Here is a 22,362-nt window from a genome sequence, read left to right as displayed (position 1 = left end):
GGTGTTAATTCCCTGGCGTGATCAGGGCATCGAGCCGCTGCAGGCGCTTCTCGATGCGAACCAGCACCTCCTGCAGCTCCTGGGGATCATCAGAAAGCGAAGGCGATTCCAACGGCTCGGTTGGCTCATCCACCTGAACCTGCACCGGCATCACAGGATTGCCAAGGCCCGGGCTGATCTGATCCAGTCGCTCCCGCAGCACCCGCGCGGCAGGCTCCCCTTCCTTGCGCAGGTCTGCCAACGGGTCACCGCCCTGAGAAAACGACTCCACAGCACGAGCCGGTCCTTCGCTGCGCACCCGGTCCACGAAGGCCAATCCCATGGGCAGCACGTCCTGCATCAAAGCCAGACGCAGTTCATCCAGCGGTTGGCCTTCAGCCATGGATTCCGAACGCCTTGCTCAACGAACCCCAGTCTGCTCCGGCGGAAGCACAAGTGTCGGACAACTGGACTGTGCCGACCCCAAAGACCAACCCGCGACTGCGGACAGCACCAGCAAGGCCACCACCGGCACCAGAGCCTGATGGGTGGTGTCCAGCGCGATCCATTCTCCCCATCCCCGCAAGAAACGGTTGCGCTCGAAACGCCGCTTTTCCCTGGTCACCTCTCGGGATCTGCGGCGATAAGACTTTTCAACCCAACGCTCAAAGGAGCGTTTCTTGGTGATGGCCATCTTGCGCTCCACCTCCAGAAGCTGTCCGGAGGTGAGCTCGGGGTGGAACGTGCTGATCAGCTCCAGGCTCTTAAGAAACATCTCAACGGCGCCATCCTTGATCTCCTGATCACGTTCATCGAGGAGCGCCCACTCGAGCTCCGGATAGAAGCGAATTCGATTCTGCTGAATCTGCTCTTCGCTGAGCTGGCCAGGTTCCCTCAACCAGCGGTCCGTGTTGCTGTCAAACCGTCTCCAGTACAGGAACGGATTGATGTAGATGGTCTTGCCTGCCAGCTGGATGCTGTCCTGCTGCAGACGACGCTGAAGTTGCAGGTCCTGCTGTTGGGCAGCGGTCACAGACTTGAGGCCGGGGGCTCAGGGTATCGGCACTGAGCGTGGCCCACCAGCCCCTACGTCCCTTATTCCCACTCAATCGTCCCCGGTGGCTTGCTGGTGATGTCAAGAACCACCCGATTCACGCCCTTCACCTCATTCACGATGCGGTTGGAGATGGTCTCCATCAGGTCGTAAGGCAGACGCGACCAGTCGGCCGTCATGCCGTCCTCGCTGGACACGCAGCGGAGCACGATCGGCCAGGCATAGGTGCGTTTGTCGCCCATCACACCGACGGAGCGCACGGGCAGAAGCACAGCGAACGCCTGCCAGATCTCGTGATAGAGCCCCGCCTCTTTCACCTCTTCGCGAACAATCAGATCCGCGTCGCGCAGGCAATCGAGTTTCTCGGACGTCACTTCGCCGAGGATGCGGATGGCCAGACCAGGCCCTGGGAAGGGATGACGCCGCACGATCTCCTCCGGCAAGCCGAGCGAACGCCCCACCTTGCGCACTTCGTCTTTGAACAATTTGCGCAAGGGCTCCACCAGCTTGAACTGGAGATCCTTCGGCAAACCACCCACGTTGTGGTGGCTCTTGATCTTCACCGCCACCCGCTCACCGGTTTTGGGGTCAACGTCGGTGCCGGCGCTCTCGATCACATCGGGATAGAGGGTGCCCTGGGCCAGGTAATCGAAGGGGCCCAGGCGGCGACTCTCCTCTTCAAACACGCGGATGAACTCCGTTCCGATGATTTTGCGCTTCTGCTCCGGATCGGTGATGTCTTTGAGTTTTTCGAGAAAACGCTGGCGGGCATTGATGTATTCAACGTGGATGTTGAACTTGCGATCAAAGAAATCCATGAGGAATTCCGGCTCCCCCTTCCGCATGAATCCCTGGTCGATGAACATGCAGGTGAGCTGATCACCGATGGCCTTCTTCAGCAGAAAGGCGAGGGTGGAGGAATCAACACCCCCGGAAAGGGCCAGCAACACCCGCTTGTCACCGACCTGTGAGCGCACCTGTCTCACGGCTTCCTCGATGAACGCCGCCGTGGTCCAATCGGGCTCGCAACCGCAGATGTGGTACACGAAATTGCGAATCATCGCCATCCCGCAGGTGGAATGCACCACCTCGGGGTGGAACTGCACGCCGTAGAGCCTGCGCTCGTGATTGGCCACAGCGGCCTCGGTCGTGTTGGCGGTGTGAGCCAAACGCACGAACCCTTCCGGCAGGGCTTCCACCGAGTCCCCATGGCTCATCCACATCGTGGATCCGTTGTCCACATTCGTGAGCAAGTCGGTGGGGTCATCCACCTCGAGCGGTGCCTTGCCGTATTCGGCTTTGCCGGTGGCCGCCACCACACGACCTCCCAGCTGCTGCACCATCAGCTGCATGCCGTAGCAAACCCCCAGAACGGGAATGCCCAGGTTCCAGATCTCCGGATCGCACAGGGGTGCGTGCTCCGCGTAAACGGAGCTGGGTCCACCGCTGAGAATGATTCCCTTCGGAGCCATCCGGCGAAGTTCCTCCGCCGAGGTGCTGTAACCCAGCACCACGGAGAACACCTCGGTCTCGCGGACCCGCCGGGCGATCAGTTCCGAGTACTGAGAGCCGAAATCAAGAATGACAAGGGCCGGCTGACGCTGACCTTCATTCGGAGCCTGTGACATCTCGCCCGTGAGCCGTGGAACGGGTGACCGCTGAATCGGCGGCCGATCCCTCAGCGTAGAGAAGGACCCCACAGCGCTTGAGCATCTCCTGCCCGCAAGGTCCTGCCCAGCGCAACTGGCGTTGACGATTGAACAAAGCGGCACCCACGCCCATGCCGCTGCATCCATAGCGCGTGAGGTAGGCCAGGCCTCGCTCTTCCACTGCCGCGGCCACGGACTGCCACAACGCCGCAGCCTGATCACGATCCTGATCCGCAAGCCAGCGGAACGCCTCCTCCAAGGACGCTGCAGCCAGCAGTCCGCGCAGGCGATCACCGGGCAGGCCCTGCTTCACCCCTTGCGCCACCAGCACCTCCAGACGCCCATCCGCCAGATGGTGATGGGTGTGGAAGATGCCGCCGGCCAGCTTCACCAGTTTCCCGTGGTAACCGAAGAGCAGAAGCTCCTGCACCCCCGCTTCGGCGGCAGCCACCAACAGCGGGCCTACCCAGTTGCCGGCCTTCAGCTGAGGCTGATGGGCCGAGAGGTGAAGAGATCGAGCCAGATCAAGACCGTTCTCGCCGATCACCAGCGTCAGCCGCCCCTCGAAATCAGACGCCTCCACCAGCGTGCGCAGACGCACGAGAGCGCTCTGAAGCTGATCCGGCGACGCACTGGCTTGCACCTCCGCTTGCGTGCCGATGAGCGCCAGGCCTTCCACCACCCCGAAGGCGGCGTTGCTCGTGCGTTGCGCCAACGCTCGTCCCCTAGGCAGCACCACCTCAAGCTCCAAACACTGGCCGCTGGGCACAAGGTTCCGGAGATTGCACTCCAGCAGATCCCGGGCGAACCCTGAAATGCACAGGGAGCCGTCGGTTTCGAGACGACCAACCCCCGCTCCGGCCTTCAGCGTCAGCCAGCCTTGATCAGCAGGGCCCCAGCAAGCATGCACCCAGATTTCAAGACCACGGGTGAGATCGAGGCCAGGACCAGGGTCACAAACACTGATGGCCAGAGCCTGGGCACCATCGCGAATGCAACTCGCGGTCTGGACCGGCACGCTGCGGGGCTCGGACTCCCCAGGAATCTGCAAGCTGACGCGAGCAGGAGCTGGATCTCCCAGCAACACCTGGGTGGCAGCGCAAGCTGCCGCTGCCACCCACACCGGCAGGGTGAGCCCGGATCCGGAATCAAGAACAGGGGCAGCGATAACAGAGAAGGGCAGCGGGTTGTTTTTTAGGATGGAGGATTGGCACTCCAGAGGCCGTGCAGGACAAGCTGACCCTGATGATTCCCGGGCCTACCCCGGTGCCCGAAACGGTGCTCAAGGCCATGGGACGACACCCGATCGGTCACCGCAGCGGGGAATTCCAGGCCGTGGTGGAGCGCACCAATGCCCAATTGCGCTGGCTGCATCAGACCAGCAGCGACGTGCTGGTGATCACCGGAAGCGGGACGGCAGCCATGGAAGCCGGCATCATCAACACCCTGAGCCGCGGCGATCGTGTGCTCTGCGGAGACAACGGCAAGTTCGGTGAACGCTGGGTGAAGGTGGCGCGGGCCTACGGACTCGAGGTGGACGTGATCAAGGCCGATTGGGGACAGCCTCTCGACCCCGACGCATTCCGCAAAGCGCTCGAGGCCGATACCGACAAAGCCATCAAGGCGGTGATCCTCACGCACTCCGAAACCTCCACCGGAGTGATCAACGACCTGCAGACCATCAGCAGCCATGTGAAGGCTCATGGTGAGGCGCTCACCATCGCCGACTGCGTCACGAGCCTTGGCGCCACCAACGTTCCCATGGATGCCTGGGGCTTGGACGTGGTGGCCTCAGGCTCCCAGAAGGGGTACATGATGCCCCCGGGCCTAAGCTTCGTGGCCATGAGCGATCGGGCCTGGGCCGCCTACGAACGGTCCGACTTGCCCAAGTTCTATCTGGATCTCGGTCCCTATCGGAAAACGGCGGCCAAGAACAGCAACCCGTTCACGCCAGCAGTGAATCTCTATTTCGCCCTGGATGCGGCTCTGGAGATGATGCAGGCGGAGGGACTGGAAGCGATCTTTGCCCGGCACGCACGCCATCGGGCCGCAGCGACTGCAGCGATGAAAGCCATCGGCCTACCGCTCTTCGCGGCTGAAGGCTACGGAAGCCCTGCAATCACAGCTGTGGCACCCGATGGGATCGATGCTGAGCAGCTTCGCAAAGCCGTCAAGGAGCGATTCGACATCCTGCTGGCTGGCGGTCAGGACCATCTCAAGGGTCATGTGTTCCGCATCGGCCATCTTGGATTTGTCTGTGATCGCGATGTGCTTACAGCTGTGGCCGCAATCGAATCAGTTCTGCAGTCTCTGGGTTTGCATAAAGGCACGATGGGAGCAGGGCTCAGTGCAGCATCTTCAGCACTGAACAGCTGAAACAATCACGATTGAGCAGATCGTTGATTAAGGGCATGAGATACCATCATGCCCGGAGTGCGGGTGTAATTCAGTGGTAGAATGTCAGCTTCCCAAGCTGAACGTCGCCGGTTCGAGTCCGGTCACCCGCTTGCTTTAAAGATTCTAATCAGACTCAACTACGGTTGCCCCATGAAGCACGGGGTTTGATCAATTGCATGACCTGGGGGCCCACGCCTCCTGCACGACGTTCCTGATCAAGAGCCTTGAGAATCAACTGAGCGGATTCAGAAACCAGACCTGCTTCTGCGTTGGAACGCGCTTCTGAGTAATGCTGTTCAGCAAGCTTCAGGCAATGGTCACGTGAAGGACTCGAAGTCTTTCCCTGAATTGAAGACTTCAATAGTGTGGCAACCATGTCTTTACTTTTTCCACTTGCAAGAAGTATATCAACAAAACATCACCAAGAACAGCCCACAACAAAGATTCATCGGGCGCTTTGAACACGCACTCGTTCAATGATGAATTTCAGGCCTAGGCGTCAGGTTCCTGGCTCTTCAACGTTGCCACCCAGCTCGGCAATCTGAGCCCGAAGAAGTTCAGATCGGTTTTCGTCGCCGCGGGTGATCGCAACAGCGAGGGCGAACTCCAGCTTTTCAAGCTGATGACCACCTTCAAAGAAGCTGCGACGGTTTCCTGGCATGGGCAGACCGGAGGAGGAACAGCCTGGTCGCGGAACGTTTCCGGAACCGCGGATACCAGATGTGGAGCAAGTAGTGAGGGCCATGGTTGGCTTTCTTTTTATTTTGCCACCCCTGACCAGCCTCATGCGGCCAGATCCACGTCCGGTTCATCCAGCTGGTGTTCTGAACGACCAAGCAGCTCCTGACACTCCAGCAGCAACTGATCGACACCATCCAGGCGATGCAGCTCTTCGGCAGGCATCGTCTGCGCTTCGCTGCGTTGCTGCTTCATCTGCAGTTCAACACTCTCCAGGCGTTGCTCCAATCTGATCAGGCGTTGAGACAAGGCGTTGAGCGTCTGAGCGACATCCTCTGCCGTTCGGGTGATACGGAAAGACACGGACTGGGTCATCCGGGAAAAGAACAGTGATGGCCAGATCACAACACATGCAAGACAGACCCTCAAGTCGCGCATCAGGTGATGCGACTGTGGACAGAGATTGATCCACCACCCGCTGGGAGTTTGATGTGTTGGCTTCTCCGTTAACCCTGCTGGTCTACGTCCTGGCAGGCACGATTTTTGGATTGCTGGCACTCAAAACAGGGCTTCCTGCGGCGCCGCTCGCCGGAGCTCTGATCGGAGCCGCCCTGGTAAGCACGAGTGGGCGCGTGGAGGTGGCGGAGTGGCCCAACGGCACGCGAACGGCTCTGCAGATCGGCATCGGCACTGTGATCGGCACTGGTCTGACCCGGGCCTCCCTCGATCAACTGCAGGATCTCTGGAGACCTGCGGTGCTGATCACGGTGACCCTGGTGCTCACCGGGATTGTGATCGGTCTGTGGACCAGCAGACTCTTGGGGGTGGACCCCTTGATCACCTTGCTGGGTGCGGCGCCCGGAGGCATCAGTGGCATGAGTCTGGTCGGCGCTGATTACGGGGTTGGAGCAGCCGTGGCAGCACTGCATGCCGTCCGGCTGATCACGGTGCTTCTGGTGCTGCCCCTGGTGGTGAAATTGCTGGCGCCACTGGGCCTCGGCAATTCCTGATCCACCTCTGGACAGCGAATCAAGAATCGATACGTTGGCGCAGATCGCAATAACTGTCTACCGATGGCCAGCCTCCCCATGCGCCTTGCCCTGCTGCTGCCAATGGCAGGCATGCTGTGGTCAGCGGCTCCAGCTCAGGCCGCAGCCAACGGTCCTGCCGGTAAAGGTGCGCAGGTTTACTGCTACATGCGCAGCAACGGCAACAACCACAACGTGAGCTGGGAAGCCTCCTACGCGCTGATCAAGAGGCAAGGAAGCGGCCTGTTCAAAACTTCCCCCAAACATGCGGCTGTGATGATCACCGAAGCAGTGGTTGAAGATCCTGGCAACTTCCCTGATTGCGGCAGATACCTCGGCGATCTGTTCGGTCGATCAGGCCGTGCATCCGCTTCCCCCCAAGCAACCAGCAGCTCCAGTGGCAGCGAAGAGATCCCCAACTGGGATGCTGATGATCGTTACAGCTACTGATGCGGCTCGTTTCCAGCCTTGTCCTCGGTGGGTTGCTGATCAGCAGCATGGGCTGCGGGAAGCAATCCAATCAAACCGCTCCAACTGAAGCCGCTGAAGTGGCAGCTTCCGAGTGTCTGGAAAATCTCAACCTCAAACGCTTGGATGCCGCCTTGGATCGCTGCAATTTGGTGGTTCGCGCTCACCGCAGCAATCCGGCCCCCCTGGTGGATCGATCATTGATCTTCAACCTGATGAAGAGGCCTGAAGAGGCCTGCAACGATGTGGCCAAGGCCGCACGCTTGCTCAAGAAGGGTCAACAAAAGCCCGATCCGATGCTGCTGCACGAACTCAGCGTGCGTCAGCAGTCCTGCAAACTGCGGGCCACCATTGCCGGCAACGACTGACGTTCAACACTCACCCGTCGCGCACCCATCAGCAGCTCGATACGACTGGCTTTGCTGGCCACCAGTCCATCCACGAGTTGGTCCGCTGGACCGAGTTGAAGCCAATGGCTGACGAGTTCTCCATCCATTCCCAGCCGATGGCAGCGATCCTCGGCCTGATCGACATCGCCAGGAGTCCAGGGGCGCTCCAACAGCACCACCTGACGGGCCCTGTGAAGCGTGAATCCCAGGCCACCAGCTCCGTAGGTCGCCAGCAGCAGATCCGTCGATCCGTCCTGAAAGCGATCCACAGCCATCTGACGCTCCTCCGGTTTCTGCCGACCGGTGAGCAACTCCCCACCCAAACGTTGCTGCAACAGCATGAGGGGCGCCACAAATGAGCTGAACAGCACAACGGATTCACCCTGCGACCGCAGGTGTTGCACGAGCCGTTCAGCCGCCGGCAACTTGAATTCCGCGGCAATCAAACGCAATGACGTCAACACCGCAAGTGATTCGGCATCGGAACGCACAACTCCGGCCCTGACCCGACGGCGATAGTCCTCGACCACCAAGGCAAGCCGATGGTCCATTCCACGGGCCTGCGTGGACTCCAGTGCCACAGATTGAAAGGAGCGACGCTTCGGAGGCAGACCCAGCACCTGCTGCTTGCGGCGATGAAGCACCAGTGGCCTGGTCAGACGTCGCAACTCCTCGAGACGACTGGCTCCATCCACGCGCCAACGTCGCTGTCCTCCCCGTTCGCTCCAGTGGCCCTGACAAAACATCTCCTCAAAGGAGCGCTGATCACGAGCGAGAGGATGGTCGATCGCAGCGAGCAGGGGGTAAAGCTGAATCGGTCTGCCGTTGCGAACGGGAGTTCCCGTCAGCATCCAAATCGCACGCAAGCGCGGATGGCGGGCTAACCGCAGCAGAGCCTGGGTGCGCTGCGCCTGCATCGTCTGGGCGTAGTGCGCTTCATCCACCACCATGATGGTTCCTGCTTCGGGAAGGTCGCTCGGCAGGCGTGCCCAGCTGTGCAAGCACACCTCAAGATCAACGGCCGACGCTTCCCGTTGCCAATGGGGATGCAGCCCTACTGGAGCCACAACCAGCAGGCGCAGAGGGACCACACGCACAAGCGCTCGCGCTGCCAACAGGGCCGTGAGGGTTTTACCGAGCCCCATCTCGTCGGTCAGAAGCGCTCCCCGACGGGCGAGCAGCCAACGGGCACCGGAGCGCTGATGGGGAAGAGGCCGGCGGCCATCTGCCAACGGTTGATTCAGATCAGCATGAGCGATCAACTCGCGGTGGTGTGGCAAAGGCGGTAAGGGATGACGATGCCAATGCAGCCAGCGCAGGAGCTCCTCATCCACACGAAAGCGTTTACCAAAACGCTCCAGCAGGGTCTCTGCAGCCGCGAGCGGAAATTCCCAGCCCAAGGATGACCCCCGCCACAGCCCACGAGGACGAATGCGACCCATTTGCGCATGCGTCACCGCGTCAAAGGGATACGTTGCGCGCACGAGGCCCGATGGGGTCAACCCAAGACTGCAGCCAGGAGGAGATCCTGCCGTGAACCCAAGTCAGCAATCACTATCTTATGGATTCCAGCGAGAGAAACAAGGGGCCAGACACCTCCTGTAAGCGCTCACAACGAAATCGCAAAAATGCAGTCTTCAACACATTGACGATGGAGTCGGTCGCGGCAAACTTCAAGCAACCGAATGATTCGGATGCACAACAGAGATGCAGTCTTTCTCGAAGATCTCTGTCCTAAATTACGTGTCCGAAGGTGGCGTCAATCACTCCATACTTACACCGGCAAAAGCTGTATTTATTGCGGCAAACCTTCTGAATCAATCGATCATGTATTGCCGAGAAGTCGCGGCGGGCTAAGCATTACTGAAAATTGCGTACCCGCTTGTTTATCCTGCAACGGTCACAAATCAGATGCTGATGCATTCGATTGGTATCGGCGTCAGCGTTTCTATGATCCGCGCCGTGCCATGGCGATCCGAGCCTGGATGGATGGCGATCTGCGCCTGGCACTGCGCTTGCTGCAGTGGGCCCAACCTGATCTTCAACAAACAACTGCCAACGCCACAAACGCAGACTCGCCTTTAACCAATCCACAAGACGACAGCGACTGGGCCTTCCAGGCGGCCTGATCACCAAACCCGGCAGGCATCCACTGAGTGATGCTGTTGGCAGATTGAAGCCTGCTGCTCCGGCTGCTCTGGAGCCAGCAGAAAAGCTCCGCTTACCAGTGCAGCCGCTGCGGCGGCCATCACACCACGCAGCAGGCCAGTGTCCTGACGACCTACGGCATGAGCCCTGCGGATCGGCTCACGACGCGGCAGCATGGAGTTCTGGGATGACACCAGAGAAAGACAAGAACCGGTCACAACTGAATGGCGAATAATACGTTTGTACTCATGCCTGAATCACTTGTCAACCGCTGTCAGCCACTGCCTGCCGGATCCAAGCTCTGCATCCTCGGCGCCGGGTTCAGTGGCAACCGCCTCGCTTCCCTCGCTGCTGCCTTAAAGATCCCCGTCATCAGCACCCGGCGTGAACCCGCGCCGTACAGCGGACACCTCGCCTTCGACTCAGCGACCGGAAAGGTTCCTGATCCTCACCAGCTCGAGGGCGTCACCCATCTGCTCATCACCATCCCACCCGATCGCGATGGCAACGATCCGGTACTGACAACGCTCGGCGATCAGATCAAGCACTGGCCGCTGCGCTGGGTCGGCTATCTCTCGACCACAGGGGTGTACGGCAACACCGACGGCGCCTGGGTCTGCGAGAACGACCCTCCGCAACCCACCCAAGACCGAAGCCGGCGTCGGCTGGCGTGCGAACAAGCGTGGCTGTCCAGCGGACTTCCTCTCCAGATCATGCGTTTGCCGGGAATCTATGGACCTGGCCGCTCCCCTCTCGCTGCGCTGAAAGCAGGAACATTGCAGCCGGTGGACAAGCCTGGGCAGATGTTCTGTCGCATTCATGTGGATGACTTGGCCGCGGCCTCCCTCCATCTCATGCATCGATCCGCTCAGGGTCAGCATCCAGAGATCGTGAACGTCTGCGATGACGAGCCAGCAGCGAGTGTTTCAGTGCACCGCTATGCCGCATCCCTACTGAACTGCGAGCTTCCCCAACCCAAACCGTTCTGCGAAGCGGAGGCCAGCATGAGCGCCATGGCCAGGTCGTTCTGGGCGGACAACCGACGGGTCAGCAACCAGCGCCTCCGCCAGGATCTCGGTTACGAGCTGGTGTATCCGACCTACCGCAGCGGACTGGCGCAATGCCTCGCGATCGAAACCCTCAGGGAGTCGAGGACTCCCTCGTCTCCGGCTTGAACATGGGCAGTTCATGCAGTTCAAGGGGCTGGTCGGGATCGATGAATGTCAGCCCGGCGTCATGGAGAAATTGGCTCCACTGAACCTCCAGCCATCCTTGCCGCAGAGCAGTTCCCAGGCCGTAGAGCAGCAACCCGATCAACAGCCAGCGCAGCATGATCCCGCTCCATCAACACACAGACGCTAATCAGCATCTCGTTATCGCTTTAGGGGATCCCGCCGGGATCGGCATGGAAGTCACCCTCAAAGCCCTCGCAGACCCCCGCTGTCCGCGGGGCATGAAACCGTTGCTGGTGGGCTGCAGAGCCAGCCTCAAACGCACCCATCAGCTCTTGCACAACCTGAAGGGCGTTCCCCTGGCGGATCCTGATGACCTTGAGGTTGAAGACCTTCCGATCCCCAACGGCCCAGTGGATCCAGGCAATGCGGGGGCCAGTAGCGGGGAGGCCGGGTTCCGCTGGCTAAGTCGAGCCGTGGAGCTGGTCCAGGGAGGCCACGGACGGGCCCTGGTCACGGCGCCGATCGCAAAGCACACCTGGCATGCAGCAGGCCATCCCTATCCCGGGCAGACCGAGCGATTGGCCGAACTCGACGGAGCAGAGTCCGCATCAATGCTGTTCACGGCCGTTTCACCCAGCACCGGATGGCGACTGAACACCCTTCTGGCCACCACCCACATCCCTCTGCAACAGGTGTCTCAAGCCCTTACCCCGGCTTTGGTGAGCACCAAGCTGGAGACCCTGGCCCGGTTCTGCCAACGCTTCAATCCCTCACCGCAACTGCTGGTGGCCGGTCTCAATCCCCACGCCGGCGAGAAAGGGCAGCTCGGCAGCGAGGAAGAGCAATGGCTCACACCTTTGCTGCGTCAATGGGTGGAGGCAAACCCCACGATCCAGCTCAGGGGCCCTCTTCCGCCAGATACGTGCTGGCTCAGCGCAGCGCAGGCATGGAGCCGCAACAACACAGCTGGCCCTGACGGAATTCTGGCCCTGTATCACGATCAGGGACTGATCCCCGTGAAATTGCTTGCCTTTGACCAGGCGGTCAACACCACCCTTGGCCTCTCGTTTCTGCGCACATCACCCGATCATGGAACCGGATTCGACATCGCTGGCCAGGGCGTCGCGCGCTGCGACAGCATGCTGGCCGCCATCGAAGCGGCCTGGGCGCTTAGCCAGGCTTGACGCGCATCAACACCTGACCGAATTCCACGGGCGTGCCGTTGTCCACCAGGATTTCCACCACTTCGCCGCTCAGCTCGGCCTCCAGCTCGTTCATCAGCTTCATCGCTTCGAGGATGCAGATCGTCTGACCAGCAGAGATGCGGTTACCGATCTCCACGAAGGCAGCTTCACCGGGTGCAGGAGCCCGGTAGAAGGTGCCCACCATCGGAGCGGTGACATCCACGAGATCCGTGCGGGTTCCCGCAGCTGCAGGAGGGGCAGCGGACGAGGACTCGCTCTGAGTCTTGATCTCCAGCGCTGGCACAGGAGGAGCGGCAACAGGCACCATCTGAGTGGCCGCGGCCGCAACAGGAAGATTCCGGCGAACCTCCAGGCGGAAGTCATCGCCCTCGAGACGGAACTCTTGAATGTCGCTCTCCGCCAGCTTGTCGAGAAGCTGATTCAGCTGATCGTGGTCGAGATGCATGGTCAGCTGTTCTCCCGACCCAGGTAGGTGTCGTTGCGGGTGTCAACCTTGATCTTCTCACCAATGGAAAGAAAGAGAGGCACCATCACCTGAGCACCGGTCTCGAGAATGGCTGGCTTGGTGCCACCGGTCGCGGTGTCGCCTTTCACGCCCGGATCGGTCTCCTTGATCTCGAGCACAACCGAATTGGGTAGTTCAACCTCAAGAGGCTTTTCATTCCAGGAGACGACATTCACCTCCATCCCTTCCTTGAGGTATTTGCGGCTCTCACCGATCTGCTTCGCAGACAGGCGGGTTTCTTCGTAGGTGCCCATGTCCATGAAGACATAGTCCTCACCTTCCATGTAGGTGTGCTGAAGCGTGGCTTTCTCAAGAATGGCCTGGGGCAGCATCTCGCCAGCGCGGAAGGTTTTCTCCACCACGTTGCCGCTTTGCACCGCCTTGAGTTTGGTGCGCACAAAGGCAGAACCCTTGCCTGGCTTGACGTGCAGGAACTCGACCACACGCCAGACGGCACCGTCCAGCTCGATGGTGGTGCCAGTGCGAAAGTCGTTGCTGGAAATCATTCCCGCTGAACGGTTCAGGGGATCATACGGCTGTGCCAAAGTCCTTTCAGCACCTGGGGTTCTCCGTGGCGATTCGGTCGGCTTTTCAGCGTTTGAGCACTGGCTTGCTCAGCCTCCTGATGGTGGTCGGCTTGGTCTGGGCCGAACCAGTCTGGGCCGGACTGCCCCAAGGAAATGCCGTGCAGGATCCCGCTGCGATCCTGCGGGATTCCCTGCCGATGGACCAGGAGGACCTGCGTGAACTGCAGCACCGACTGGAAGGCACGAGCGACGATTTGCGGGCCAAGCGCTGGAGTGCCCTCGGACGCAGCATCAGCCGCAGCGAAGCGCTGCTGAACACGCGTCGCAACAACATTCTCAACGCCGTGCCCGATGCCGAGCGTGAGCAGGCCGAACAGCTGCTCGACACGGTCAAAAACGACCTGGTGCTGATGCAGGAACGGGTGGATGCCACCGATAAATCAGGATTCATCCAGACCCGCCGGCAGACGCTGACCACGATCGGCGATCTCGAATACCTGCTGATTGATGACCGGATCCCTCCCATTCCCGCGGAGTTCGATGACCTGCCCCGCCTCAATGGACGGGCCACCGTGGTGATCAGCACCACACAGGGCGATCTCACAGCCGTTGTGGATGGATACAACGCACCTCTGACGGCCGGCGCCTTCATCGATCTCAGCCTCAAGGGCTTCTACGACGGCCTTCCCTTCAGCAGAGCCGAGGATTTCTACATCTTGCAAAGCGGCGATCCTGAGGGTCCTGCAATCGGATATGTGGATCCAACCAGCAAGCAGGAACGGCATGTACCGCTGGAAATTCGTGTTCCAGGCGAGCCGGACACCTTCTACAACGAGACCTTTGAGGATGTGGGTTTGTACAAGGCCACTCCCGTCCTGCCTTTTTCCACCCTCGGCACCCTTGGCTGGGCCCATTCCGATCAGGCGCTCGATGATGGCTCATCCCAGTTCTTCCTGTTTCTTTACGAAGCGGAGCTCACCCCTGCCGGACTGAATCTGGTGGATGGACGCAATGCCGCCTTCGGCTATGTGGTGAATGGCTTCGATGTTCTCGAGGAACTCAGCGTGGACGACCAGATCAACCGCATCGAGGTGGTGGATGGAGCTGATCGGTTGCAGCCCCACGCCTGACCTGCAGTGACGCAGACACTGGCTGACCTTGGAGAAGCGGAACTACTGCGGCGCTTAGCGCGCTTCGCTCCGCCGGGTCAGCTGGAGGACGACACCGCTCAACTGCATCAGCCAACAGCGGATCTACTGATCAACACCGACGTGCTGGTGGAGAGCATCCACTTCAGTGATGCCACCACCGCATCAACCGACGTGGGCTGGCGTGCCGTTGCTGCCAACCTCTCCGACCTTGCCGCCAGCGGTGTGGATCAGATCCTGGGGATCACCGTGGGGCTTGTGGCGCCAGGACACACATCCTGGAACTGGGTGGAGGGTGTCTACAACGGCATCGACTCCATCCTTCAGGACAGTGGGGGCGTGCTGCTGGGGGGCGACTGCTCCCAGGGCCCCGTCAGAATGCTTTCGATCACAGCGCTGGGCACGCTCGGGACCTTGCGACTGCACCGTTCCCAGGCCATGCCTGGAGACTGGATCGTGGTGAGCGGAGCCCATGGACTGAGTCGACTGGGATTGGCCCTGCTTCTCAAAGATGCCTCATTGCTGGGCATCACCCTGCCAGGCTCTCTGAAAGAGCAGGCGATCCAACAGCATCAGCGTCCACTGCCGAGGCTTGATGCGCTCAAGTCACTGGTGAGCTGCAAGCCAGAGCAACTTCCCTGGAGAGCCGGTGGAACCGACAGCAGCGACGGGTTATTTCAGGCCATCGACTGTCTCTGCCGAAGCAGTGGTTGCGGCGCTGTTTTGGACAGAACAAAGCTGCCTCAGGCAGAAGGATGGCCGGATGGTCCGCTCTGGCAGCGCTGGTGCCTAAGTGGTGGTGAAGACTTTGAACTGGTGGTCACCCTTCCCGCAGCATGGGCCAAAGCCTGGATGGACGTGCAACCGTCCTGCCGGCAAGTGGGTGTGGTCACCGATCAACCCCAGGCGATCATCTGGAGCGACGACAACGCACCGGTGGTCGCGGAGGGTTTCGCCCATTACAGAGGAGCGTCCTGAGCAATAAAAATCCCCCTTTGCAGGGGGGATAAGAACACTCAGATCAGTGCGCTCTGCTGAATCACTTCCAGTTGCGGGCCACCACTTCAGCGAGATCCACCACGCGCTGGCTGTAACCCCACTCGTTGTCGTACCAGGCAAGGATCTTCACGGCTTTGTCACCCATGGCGTAGGTGAGGTCTGCATCAAAGATGGTGGATTCGTTGGTGCCGGCGTAGTCGGTGGAGACCAGGGGCAGATCGCTGTACTTGATGATGCCCTTCATTCCGTTCTCGGAAGCGGCCTTGATCACAGCCTTCACTTCCTCAACGGTGGTGGCGCGGGAAGGTCCGAAGGTGAGGTCAACAGCGGACACGTTCGGGGTGGGAACGCGCATGGCGAAACCGGTGAGCTTTCCCTTCACCTCTGGGTAAACCAGAGCCACAGCCTTAGCAGCGCCCGTTGTGGTGGGAACCATATTGAGCGCAGCGGCACGGGCACGGCGCAGATCCCTGTGACTGTTGTCGAGGATGCGCTGGTCACCGGTGTAGCTGTGGATGGTGGTCATCAGACCCCAGTCCAAACCGAAGCTCTGATCGAGAACTTTGACGATCGGAGCCAGGCAGTTGGTGGTGCAGCTGGCGTTGGAGAGGATCTTCCAATCCTCGTGGCGGTACTGATCGTCATTCACGCCCACCACAAAGGTGCCCACACCGTCACCCTTGCCAGGCGCCGTCAGGATCACCTTGCTGGCACCAGCTTCAAGGTGCATGCTGGCTTTCTCATCGGTGTTGAACACACCGGTTGACTCGATCACCAGGTCCACACCCCAGTCCTTCCAGGGGCAGTTGAGGGGGTTGCGATCGGCGAAGAATTTGATCTCCTTCCCGTTGACGATCATCGTGTCGTCGGTGGTCTCGATCTGAACGCTGCGGTCGATATGACCGAGGATCGAGTCGTAGGTGAGGAGGTGGGCACTGGTTTTGGGATCAGATGTGGAGTTCATCCCCACGATCTCGAGACCAGTGTCAGCGCCGCGGCTGAGCCAACCCCGCATCACATTGCGACCAATCCGGCCGAATCCATTGATCGCAACGCGCAGGGTCATAGCAAAAGCGGATCGTCCGCTACTGGGGTTTGGCCGCCGATCATACAGAAATCACAGGATTTACTTTGTTACAAGGGTTTTTGGGATTGCGACCTGCCCAGAGCTACAAAGTTCCTGAACGACTGGTCAGCTCGAAAAGCTGATTTATCGTGCACGTCCACGGCGATGGCCATTGGTCTGCACGCTTGACATCCAGATCCCTGTGCACTTCATCGGTGCGGGCGGTATCGGGATGTCTGCACTGGCACAAATTCTGCTCAGCCGAGGTCATCGCGTCAGCGGCTCGGACCGCCGACTGTCTCCCGCTATGGAAAGCCTGAAAAGCGCGGGGATGGTGGCCTTTGATTCTCAAGTAGCTGCCAACTTCCAGGCCTTGGATCATCTGGATCGCCCGTCACCAATCGTGGTGATCAGCAGTGCCATTCCAGACCACAATCCTGAGTTGGTTGCCGCCAGAGATCGACAGCTCGAGGTGTGGCATCGCTCGGATTTACTCGCAGCCCTGATCGACCAGCAGCCTTCGATCGCCATCGCGGGAAGCCATGGCAAAACCACCACCAGCACGGTGGTCACAACGCTTCTTCATGGTGCCGGCGAAGACCCCACCGCTGTAATCGGAGGCATCGTTCCCTGCTACGGCAGCAATGGTCATGCCGGCCATGGACGCCTGCTAGTGGCGGAAGCAGACGAATCCGACGGCTCGCTTGTGAAATTCGGAGCCTCCTTGGGTGTGATCACCAATCTTGAACTGGATCACACCGACCATTACCGCGACCTTGACGACCTGATCGCAACCCTTCAACGCTTCGGACACGGTTGCAAACGCCTGCTCGCCAATCAAGACGATCCCATTCTCAGCGAGCACTTCCAAGCGGATGCCTGGTGGTCTATCCAGCGCAGCGACAACGTTGATTTTGCAGGCTTGCCCGTCGCACTTGAAGGCGACCGCACCATCGCGGACCTCTACGAACAGGGGAACTTTGTGGGCCAGATCAGCCTGCCCATGCCCGGACTGCACAACCTGAGCAACACCATCGGCGCCCTTGCTGCCTGCCGCATGGAAGGTGTGCCCCTGGAGCACTTGATCAGCCATATTCCCGCGCTGAAAACCCCCGGCCGCCGGTTCGATTACCGAGGCGACTGGCAGGGCCGTCAGATCGTTGACGACTACGCCCATCACCCGAGTGAAGTGGCCGCAACGCTGGACATGGCCAATCTGATGGTGTCCAGCGGTCGCAGCCCTCTCCCCAGATCACCCCAACGGTTGGTCGCTGTGTTCCAACCCCATCGGTACAGCCGCACCCAGGAATTTCAAAACCAATTCGCCGAGGCACTGATCTCCGCTGAACTGGTGCTGCTGGCTCCCGTCTTCTCAGCTGGCGAGGCAGAAATGCCTGGGGTGAACAGTGAAGCTTTGGCCAGCATCATGCAAGAACTGTCAACGAATCAATCCGTTCTTGTGGCGTCAACGATGGATGAACTTGTCACCCTCGTGAAGGAACACAGCCTCCCCGACGATCTGGTGCTGGCCATGGGTGCCGGTGACGTCAACAGCCTCTGGTCGCGGTTGTCGCAATCATCAAGTGAGGGTCAGACGCCATGTCCACCGGCACTGGCAGCCTGACGGCTCTGCAGGATTGCGGTGTCCTGCAACAGGAGGTATCGCTGGCGGAGTTCACCACCTGGCGGGTGGGAGGTCCGGCGCAATGGCTGGCTGAACCCACGAACACCGATCAGATCCCAGGACTCCTGCAGTGGGCCAGGGAGAGGGGACTCCCCGTTCAGATGATCGGAGCCGGCTCGAATCTGCTCATCGCCGACGGCGGCCTGCCCGGACTCACCCTCTGCCTGAGACGGCTTCAAGGCAGTGAATTGAATGCGGAAACCGGCCGCATCCGTGCCGCCGCTGGAGAACCGCTGCCCACCCTGGCCAGGCGTGCTGCCAAAGCCGGCCTGCAGGGGATGGAATGGGCTGTGGGAATCCCCGGCACCGTCGGCGGTGCCGCCGTGATGAATGCCGGGGCTCAGGGAGGCTGCACGGCTGAACAGCTGATCGGTGTGGATGTCATCCGGTTGAGCGACCCTCAACCCACCATCACCCACATCAGTCGGGACGAGCTGGCGTTCAGCTACCGCCACAGTGCACTCCAAAGCAGCCAGCACCTGGTGGTGGCCGCCGAATTTCAGCTCGAATCCGGTCACGACCCGGCCGAACTGCAGCGCCGCACCAGCGGCAACCTCAACCATCGCACCACCACGCAGCCCTACAAATTGCCCAGCTGCGGAAGCGTCTTCCGCAACCCCGAACCGGAGAAGGCCGGGCAACTGATCGAATCCCTTGGGCTCAAAGGACGGGCCATCGGTGGTGCCCAGGTGTCTGAGCTGCACGCCAATTTCATCGTGAACACCGGTGATGCCACAGCAGACGACATCCGGGCCCTGATCAGCCTGGTGCAAAGCGAAGTGAACGATGCCAAGGGCATTGCGTTGCATCCAGAAGTGAAACGGCTGGGCTTCGAGACGCCCGATTAATCTTCCAGTTCCTTCAGTAGTTCCATTTCCATGGCCGGTTTCGGACTTCCCAATTTCGGACAGCTCACCGAAGCCTTCCGCAAGGCCCAGCAGATTCAGCAAGACGCCCAGAAACTGCAGGAAGAGCTCGATGCCATGGAAATCGAAGGCAGCAGCGACGATGGTCGGGCCAGCATCTGGCTATCCGGCAATCAACAACCCCTGCGCGTGAAGCTGGATCCGAGTTTGCTGAGCGAGGGCGAGGACATTGCCGAAGCCGCCGTCCTCGCCGCTCTCCAATCGGCCTACGAACGCTCCACTGCCACCATGAAAGAGCGCATGCAAGAGCTCACTGGAGGCCTCGATCTCAACCTCCCCGGGATGGGCGGCTGATCCCCAGTAACTCCTCCACCGCTCCGCGAAAGAGGGCGTAGCGCTCCCAATCACGGCGCACACCACAACCCGGTTCATCGCGATGGAGACAATCGCGAAAGCGACAGGGCTGGATGTTCAGCTGTTCCCTGAGTTCCGGGAACAGCACTTCAAGATTGCGGGCATCCCCAGGCAGGTCAGGTCGGTTGAATCCAGGCGTGTCAGCCACACGGGCACCTGGACCGAAGGGATGCAGCTCCACATGCCGCGTCGTATGCCGACCCCTCTGCAGCCGTCCCGACACAGCGCCAACCCGCAGGGCCAGGCCTGGCAGCAAGGCATTGATCAACGAACTTTTGCCCACCCCTGAAGGACCGCAGAGCACGGTGATGGCCTCGGACGCAAGCACGGCGCGCAACGTGTCCAAACCGACGCCTGTCGGAACAGACACCATCACGGGCGAATAGCCCCAGCCCTCCAGGCGCTGCTTCAAGCCCACCTGCTGCTCAGGCGTAAGAAGATCGCTCTTGGTGAGCACCAACTGCACTCGCAGACCGGTCTGTTCCGCCGTGAGCAAAAAGCGACTGGCCTGATCGGCATCGAAAGCAGGTTGCTCCACAGCCAGAGCAACGAGCACGCAGGACGCATTGGCGACGGGAGGCCGCACCAGGAAACTGCTGCGTGGTTCCACATCGGACACGACGGCACGGGCCTGAATGGGATCGATCGCCTCCACCGTGACCCGATCCCCCACATACACAGCAGCACCGCGATGGTTGAGCCTGGTGCGGCGGGTGCAGAGGAGACGGGCCGGCGTTCCGGGCGATGGGGCATCCAGTTCCACCTCCAGGTAATTGGCCTGCAGCGCCACCACCATGCCGCGATGGGGTACAGCATCACTCACCGCTGCAGATCACCAGAAGGCGGACCCGGTCAGGCCCCAAACGTTCCACCGTCACCGCATGACCATCCCGGCGCAGTCCTGGAACCACCATCTCTTCAGGCTCTCCAGGATCGAGATCAACCTGCAGGCACTGCCCTGAGGCGAGGGTTTCCAGGGCGAGCCGGCAACGGATGAAGTTGAGCGGACAGGGCGTACCGCACAGGTCCAGCACCTGATCAGGCTGGCGGGCTGCCATGGTCAGCGCTGACCGAAGAGACGCGCAAACAGTCCGCTCTTGTGATGGTGGTGCTGTTCCCCCTTTGCAGAGTGGTGTCCGGCGAGCTCCTCGAGCAGTCCACGCTCTTGGTCGTTCAAGCGGGTGGGAAGTTTCACCGTGACGGCAACCCGCTGATTGCCTCGAGCCACAGGGTTTCCCAACTTTGGTATGCCCTTGTTCTCAAGCGTGAGCACGGCATTGGGCTGGGTGCCAGCGGGAAGTTCCAGGCTGGTGGGGCCATCCACCGTCTCCACCTCGATCGTGTCACCAAGGATCGCCTGTAGATAACTCACCTTCACTTCAGACAGCACGGTGAGACCGTCACGCCGAAGCGTGGGGTGGGACTTGACAGTGAGGAACACATAGAGATCCCCGGAGGGACCACCACGAAGACCGGCGTTGCCCTCACCGGCAACACGCAGACGCGTTCCGGTATCAACGCCCGCAGGAATATTGATCCGCAGTTTTTTGCGAACCTGCACCACACCCTGGCCTCCGCAGGCGTTGCAGGGATCAGCGATCACCTGACCGCTGCCGTTGCAGGTGGGGCATTCCGCCACCTGGGTGAAGCTCCCAAAGGGAGTTCGGGTGGCCCGGCGCACCTGGCCGACTCCTCCACAGGTGGAACAAGTGGTGGGACCACTGCCGCTCTTCGCCCCACTGCCTCCGCAGGTGGTGCAGGATTCCAGATGGGGCACACGAATTTCACGTTCCTGGCCAAACACCGCCTGCTCGAAATCGATCGTGAGGTCGTAGCGGAGATCGTCCCCCTGCTGGGGACCGCGGCGACGCTGCTGACGTGCTCCGCCTGCGGCACCACCGAAGCCGCTGAAGAAGGTTTCGAACAGATCGGCGAAACCGCCCATGTCACCCATGTCGGGCATGCCGGCGGCACCACCGAGTCCCGCCTCTCCGAACTGGTCGTAACGACCCCGGGTTTGAGGATCGCTGAGCACCTCATAGGCACGACCGATCTCTTTGAAACGGTCTTCAGCCCCAGGCTCTTTGTTGATATCCGGGTGATATTGGCGAGCCAGTCGGCGGTAGGCACGCTTGAGAGTGTCAGCATCGGCATCCCTGCTGACACCGAGAAGCTCGTAGTAATCGGCCATCAGCTGGAAATCCCGAAGGTCACAGTAAGGGGAGGCGTCTGATCATTGGCTCAACCGTTGCTATCGCCTGAACCACCTTCCTCAGCGGCAGCATCAGCCGGTGGTGCCTCAGCAGGCTCGGATGTCGCGCCATTCTGTGGGCCCGGGCCCATCGACACTTTCACCATGGCGTGACGCAGCACCTTGCCGTTGAGGTGGTAACCGCGCTGCAACTCCTCGATCACCACATCTTCGGGGTGGGCATCGCTGGGTTCCCTGAGAACCGCTTCATGCAGGGTGGGATCGAACTCCTGACCCACCACGCGCATCGGTGCCACCCCGAGCTGCTTGAGCACGTCAACCAATTGCTTGTAAAGGCCTTGGTAGCTGCGGTGCAGAGCCTGTGCTTCCTCTCCCTGGGGGTCGAGTTGTTGGCGGGCACGGTCGAAATTGTCGACAACGGGAAGAATCTCGCTCAGCGTGCTGCAGGTGAGCTGGATCTTGAGATCATCCTGATCCCGGCTCTGGCGCTTGCGGAAGTTGTCGAAGTCGGCGGCGATGCGCATGTACTGCCCCCGCAGCACATCGTGTTCGTCCCGCAGGCTGGTGTGCTCCCGCTCCAGTTGCTCTAAACGAGCTTCGTTGTCTCCGGTCTGAGGGGATGCCTCAGCCGAAGAACCGGGATCAGGTGCCGGGGTGGTCTCGACCGGATCACTGGGGGTCTCGACAGGCTGCTGCCCGTCGGAGACAGCCTGGGCCGGGTCCTGCTCAGGGGTGGAGGCGTCGCCACTCATGCTGACCGGTTGCGAATTC

At 60.6% G+C, this 22,362-nt stretch carries 29 protein-coding genes and 1 tRNA gene; 13 read left to right on the top strand and 17 right to left on the bottom strand.

Features of this window, described 5'->3' with window-relative positions; all coding sequences use genetic code 11:
- Window positions 1-4: 4 nt before the first annotated feature.
- From SynMEDNS5_RS00245 to cbiD, 4 genes are all read right to left on the bottom strand, one after another.
- Window positions 5-382, bottom strand: a complete 378-nt coding sequence (locus SynMEDNS5_RS00245) for a hypothetical protein (protein WP_186583786.1) — start codon at window positions 380-382, stop codon at window positions 5-7.
- A gap of 18 nt (window positions 383-400) precedes the next feature.
- On the bottom strand, window positions 401-1,012 hold the full coding sequence (locus SynMEDNS5_RS00240) for a hypothetical protein (protein ID WP_186583785.1): 612 nt from the start codon (window positions 1,010-1,012) through the stop codon (window positions 401-403).
- 62 nt (window positions 1,013-1,074) lie between these two features.
- Window positions 1,075-2,661 (bottom strand): glutamine-hydrolyzing GMP synthase, encoded by a 1,587-nt coding sequence (guaA, locus tag SynMEDNS5_RS00235; protein ID WP_186583784.1) that lies wholly within the window; start codon window positions 2,659-2,661, stop codon window positions 1,075-1,077.
- Window positions 2,642-3,850 carry a cobalt-precorrin-5B (C(1))-methyltransferase CbiD gene (gene cbiD, locus SynMEDNS5_RS00230; RefSeq protein ID WP_186585753.1) on the bottom strand — a complete coding sequence of 403 codons (1,209 nt, stop codon included), beginning with the start codon at window positions 3,848-3,850 and terminating at the stop codon, window positions 2,642-2,644. The genes guaA and cbiD overlap by 20 nt, the downstream gene beginning before the upstream one ends.
- 56 nt (window positions 3,851-3,906) lie before the next feature.
- Between cbiD and SynMEDNS5_RS00225 the strand changes: the two genes are divergently transcribed.
- A complete protein-coding gene (locus tag SynMEDNS5_RS00225; RefSeq protein WP_186583783.1) occupies window positions 3,907-5,058 on the top strand; it encodes an alanine--glyoxylate aminotransferase family protein in 1,152 nt (383 codons plus the stop codon).
- Window positions 5,059-5,117: 59 nt separating this feature from the next.
- Window positions 5,118-5,189 (top strand) — tRNA-Gly (locus SynMEDNS5_RS00220).
- 23 nt (window positions 5,190-5,212) lie between these two features.
- Here the strand turns inward: SynMEDNS5_RS00220 and SynMEDNS5_RS13045 are convergent.
- The 3 genes from SynMEDNS5_RS13045 to SynMEDNS5_RS00210 all read right to left on the bottom strand — a co-directional run bounded on the left by SynMEDNS5_RS13045 (window position 5,213) and on the right by SynMEDNS5_RS00210 (window position 6,132).
- A complete protein-coding gene (locus SynMEDNS5_RS13045; protein ID WP_255440199.1) occupies window positions 5,213-5,455 on the bottom strand; it encodes a hypothetical protein in 243 nt (80 codons plus the stop codon).
- A 123-nt stretch (window positions 5,456-5,578) separates the two neighbouring features.
- The gene (locus tag SynMEDNS5_RS00215) at window positions 5,579-5,740 is read right to left on the bottom strand and encodes a hypothetical protein (RefSeq protein WP_186583782.1); all 162 of its coding nucleotides are present in this window, start codon (window positions 5,738-5,740) and stop codon (window positions 5,579-5,581) included.
- Window positions 5,741-5,862: 122 nt separating this feature from the next.
- Window positions 5,863-6,132 (bottom strand): hypothetical protein, encoded by a 270-nt coding sequence (locus SynMEDNS5_RS00210; RefSeq protein WP_011931977.1) that lies wholly within the window; start codon window positions 6,130-6,132, stop codon window positions 5,863-5,865.
- A 119-nt stretch (window positions 6,133-6,251) separates the two neighbouring features.
- Here SynMEDNS5_RS00210 and SynMEDNS5_RS00205 point away from each other — a divergent pair, with 119 nt between their 5' ends.
- The 3 genes from SynMEDNS5_RS00205 (at window position 6,252) to SynMEDNS5_RS00195 (ending at window position 7,621) form a co-directional block, all read left to right on the top strand.
- On the top strand, window positions 6,252-6,767 hold the full coding sequence (locus tag SynMEDNS5_RS00205) for an AbrB family transcriptional regulator (RefSeq protein ID WP_186583781.1): 516 nt from the start codon (window positions 6,252-6,254) through the stop codon (window positions 6,765-6,767).
- 63 nt (window positions 6,768-6,830) lie between these two features.
- A complete protein-coding gene (locus tag SynMEDNS5_RS00200; protein WP_186583780.1) occupies window positions 6,831-7,235 on the top strand; it encodes a DUF6554 family protein in 405 nt (134 codons plus the stop codon).
- Window positions 7,235-7,621, top strand: a complete 387-nt coding sequence (locus SynMEDNS5_RS00195) for a hypothetical protein (RefSeq protein ID WP_186583779.1) — start codon at window positions 7,235-7,237, stop codon at window positions 7,619-7,621. The genes SynMEDNS5_RS00200 and SynMEDNS5_RS00195 overlap by 1 nt, the downstream gene beginning before the upstream one ends.
- Here SynMEDNS5_RS00195 and SynMEDNS5_RS00190 read toward each other — a convergent pair.
- On the bottom strand, window positions 7,576-9,084 hold the full coding sequence (locus tag SynMEDNS5_RS00190; protein WP_186583778.1) for a DEAD/DEAH box helicase: 1,509 nt from the start codon (window positions 9,082-9,084) through the stop codon (window positions 7,576-7,578). The genes SynMEDNS5_RS00195 and SynMEDNS5_RS00190 overlap by 46 nt on opposite strands.
- Before the next feature lie 252 nt (window positions 9,085-9,336).
- On the opposite strand from SynMEDNS5_RS00190, the gene SynMEDNS5_RS00185 reads away from it, so the two are divergent.
- The gene (locus SynMEDNS5_RS00185) at window positions 9,337-9,771 is read left to right on the top strand and encodes an HNH endonuclease (RefSeq protein WP_186585752.1); all 435 of its coding nucleotides are present in this window, start codon (window positions 9,337-9,339) and stop codon (window positions 9,769-9,771) included.
- Here the strand turns inward: SynMEDNS5_RS00185 and SynMEDNS5_RS00180 are convergent, their stop codons facing one another.
- Entirely contained in the window at window positions 9,772-9,984 is a 213-nt protein-coding gene (locus SynMEDNS5_RS00180; protein ID WP_255440197.1) for a serine protease inhibitor, read from the bottom strand.
- A 54-nt stretch (window positions 9,985-10,038) separates the two neighbouring features.
- On the opposite strand from SynMEDNS5_RS00180, the gene SynMEDNS5_RS00175 reads away from it, so the two are divergent.
- On the top strand, window positions 10,039-10,965 hold the full coding sequence (locus SynMEDNS5_RS00175) for an SDR family oxidoreductase (RefSeq protein ID WP_186583777.1): 927 nt from the start codon (window positions 10,039-10,041) through the stop codon (window positions 10,963-10,965).
- On the opposite strand, the gene SynMEDNS5_RS00170 is transcribed toward SynMEDNS5_RS00175, so the two are convergent.
- Complete coding sequence (locus tag SynMEDNS5_RS00170) at window positions 10,931-11,122, bottom strand: 4-hydroxythreonine-4-phosphate dehydrogenase (protein ID WP_186583776.1); 192 nt, start codon at window positions 11,120-11,122, stop codon at window positions 10,931-10,933. The genes SynMEDNS5_RS00175 and SynMEDNS5_RS00170 overlap by 35 nt on opposite strands.
- On the opposite strand from SynMEDNS5_RS00170, the gene pdxA reads away from it, so the two are divergent.
- Window positions 11,121-12,149: a 4-hydroxythreonine-4-phosphate dehydrogenase PdxA gene (pdxA, locus tag SynMEDNS5_RS00165; RefSeq protein WP_186583775.1), complete on the top strand. Its 1,029-nt coding sequence runs from the start codon at window positions 11,121-11,123 to the stop codon at window positions 12,147-12,149. The genes SynMEDNS5_RS00170 and pdxA overlap by 2 nt on opposite strands.
- Here pdxA and accB read toward each other — a convergent pair.
- A complete protein-coding gene (gene accB / locus SynMEDNS5_RS00160) occupies window positions 12,136-12,615 on the bottom strand; it encodes an acetyl-CoA carboxylase biotin carboxyl carrier protein (protein ID WP_186583774.1) in 480 nt (159 codons plus the stop codon). The two genes, pdxA and accB, sit on opposite strands and share 14 nt — an antisense overlap.
- A 2-nt stretch (window positions 12,616-12,617) precedes the next feature.
- Window positions 12,618-13,181 carry an elongation factor P gene (gene efp / locus SynMEDNS5_RS00155; RefSeq protein WP_186583773.1) on the bottom strand — a complete coding sequence of 188 codons (564 nt, stop codon included), beginning with the start codon at window positions 13,179-13,181 and terminating at the stop codon, window positions 12,618-12,620.
- A gap of 119 nt (window positions 13,182-13,300) precedes the next feature.
- On the opposite strand from efp, the gene SynMEDNS5_RS00150 reads away from it, so the two are divergent.
- Both SynMEDNS5_RS00150 and thiL read left to right on the top strand, forming a co-directional pair.
- On the top strand, window positions 13,301-14,332 hold the full coding sequence (locus SynMEDNS5_RS00150; RefSeq protein ID WP_255440397.1) for a peptidylprolyl isomerase: 1,032 nt from the start codon (window positions 13,301-13,303) through the stop codon (window positions 14,330-14,332).
- A 6-nt stretch (window positions 14,333-14,338) separates the two neighbouring features.
- Entirely contained in the window at window positions 14,339-15,328 is a 990-nt protein-coding gene (gene thiL / locus SynMEDNS5_RS00145) for a thiamine-phosphate kinase (RefSeq protein WP_186583771.1), read from the top strand.
- Window positions 15,329-15,389: 61 nt separating this feature from the next.
- On the opposite strand, the gene gap is transcribed toward thiL, so the two are convergent.
- Window positions 15,390-16,415, bottom strand: a complete 1,026-nt coding sequence (gene gap / locus SynMEDNS5_RS00140; protein WP_186583770.1) for a type I glyceraldehyde-3-phosphate dehydrogenase — start codon at window positions 16,413-16,415, stop codon at window positions 15,390-15,392.
- Window positions 16,416-16,587: 172 nt separating this feature from the next.
- On the opposite strand from gap, the gene murC reads away from it, so the two are divergent.
- The 3 genes from murC to SynMEDNS5_RS00125 are packed head-to-tail and all read left to right on the top strand — an operon-like array spanning window position 16,588 to window position 19,319.
- Window positions 16,588-18,039, top strand: a complete 1,452-nt coding sequence (gene murC / locus SynMEDNS5_RS00135; RefSeq protein WP_186583769.1) for a UDP-N-acetylmuramate--L-alanine ligase — start codon at window positions 16,588-16,590, stop codon at window positions 18,037-18,039.
- Window positions 18,015-18,947 carry a UDP-N-acetylmuramate dehydrogenase gene (gene murB, locus SynMEDNS5_RS00130; RefSeq protein ID WP_186583768.1) on the top strand — a complete coding sequence of 311 codons (933 nt, stop codon included), beginning with the start codon at window positions 18,015-18,017 and terminating at the stop codon, window positions 18,945-18,947. Before murC ends, murB begins: the two co-directional genes overlap by 25 nt.
- Before the next feature lie 30 nt (window positions 18,948-18,977).
- Complete coding sequence (locus SynMEDNS5_RS00125; protein WP_186583767.1) at window positions 18,978-19,319, top strand: YbaB/EbfC family nucleoid-associated protein; 342 nt, start codon at window positions 18,978-18,980, stop codon at window positions 19,317-19,319.
- On the opposite strand, the gene rsgA is transcribed toward SynMEDNS5_RS00125, so the two are convergent.
- The 4 genes from rsgA to grpE are packed head-to-tail and all read right to left on the bottom strand — an operon-like array spanning window position 19,294 to window position 22,343.
- Window positions 19,294-20,175: a ribosome small subunit-dependent GTPase A gene (rsgA, locus tag SynMEDNS5_RS00120; protein WP_186585750.1), complete on the bottom strand. Its 882-nt coding sequence runs from the start codon at window positions 20,173-20,175 to the stop codon at window positions 19,294-19,296. The genes SynMEDNS5_RS00125 and rsgA overlap by 26 nt on opposite strands.
- A 19-nt stretch (window positions 20,176-20,194) precedes the next feature.
- Entirely contained in the window at window positions 20,195-20,437 is a 243-nt protein-coding gene (locus SynMEDNS5_RS00115; RefSeq protein ID WP_186583766.1) for a sulfurtransferase TusA family protein, read from the bottom strand.
- Between the two features lie 2 nt (window positions 20,438-20,439).
- Window positions 20,440-21,570 carry a molecular chaperone DnaJ gene (gene dnaJ, locus SynMEDNS5_RS00110; protein WP_186583765.1) on the bottom strand — a complete coding sequence of 377 codons (1,131 nt, stop codon included), beginning with the start codon at window positions 21,568-21,570 and terminating at the stop codon, window positions 20,440-20,442.
- 50 nt (window positions 21,571-21,620) lie between these two features.
- Window positions 21,621-22,343 (bottom strand): nucleotide exchange factor GrpE, encoded by a 723-nt coding sequence (grpE, locus tag SynMEDNS5_RS00105; protein WP_186583764.1) that lies wholly within the window; start codon window positions 22,341-22,343, stop codon window positions 21,621-21,623.
- Window positions 22,344-22,362 lie beyond the last annotated feature (19 nt).

Source organism: Synechococcus sp. MEDNS5 (genome assembly GCF_014279875.1).
Lineage (GTDB): Bacteria > Cyanobacteriota > Cyanobacteriia > PCC-6307 > Cyanobiaceae > Synechococcus_C.
The sequence above is the reverse complement of the archived record's forward strand: the minus strand, read 5'-3'. Positions and strand labels throughout refer to the sequence as shown.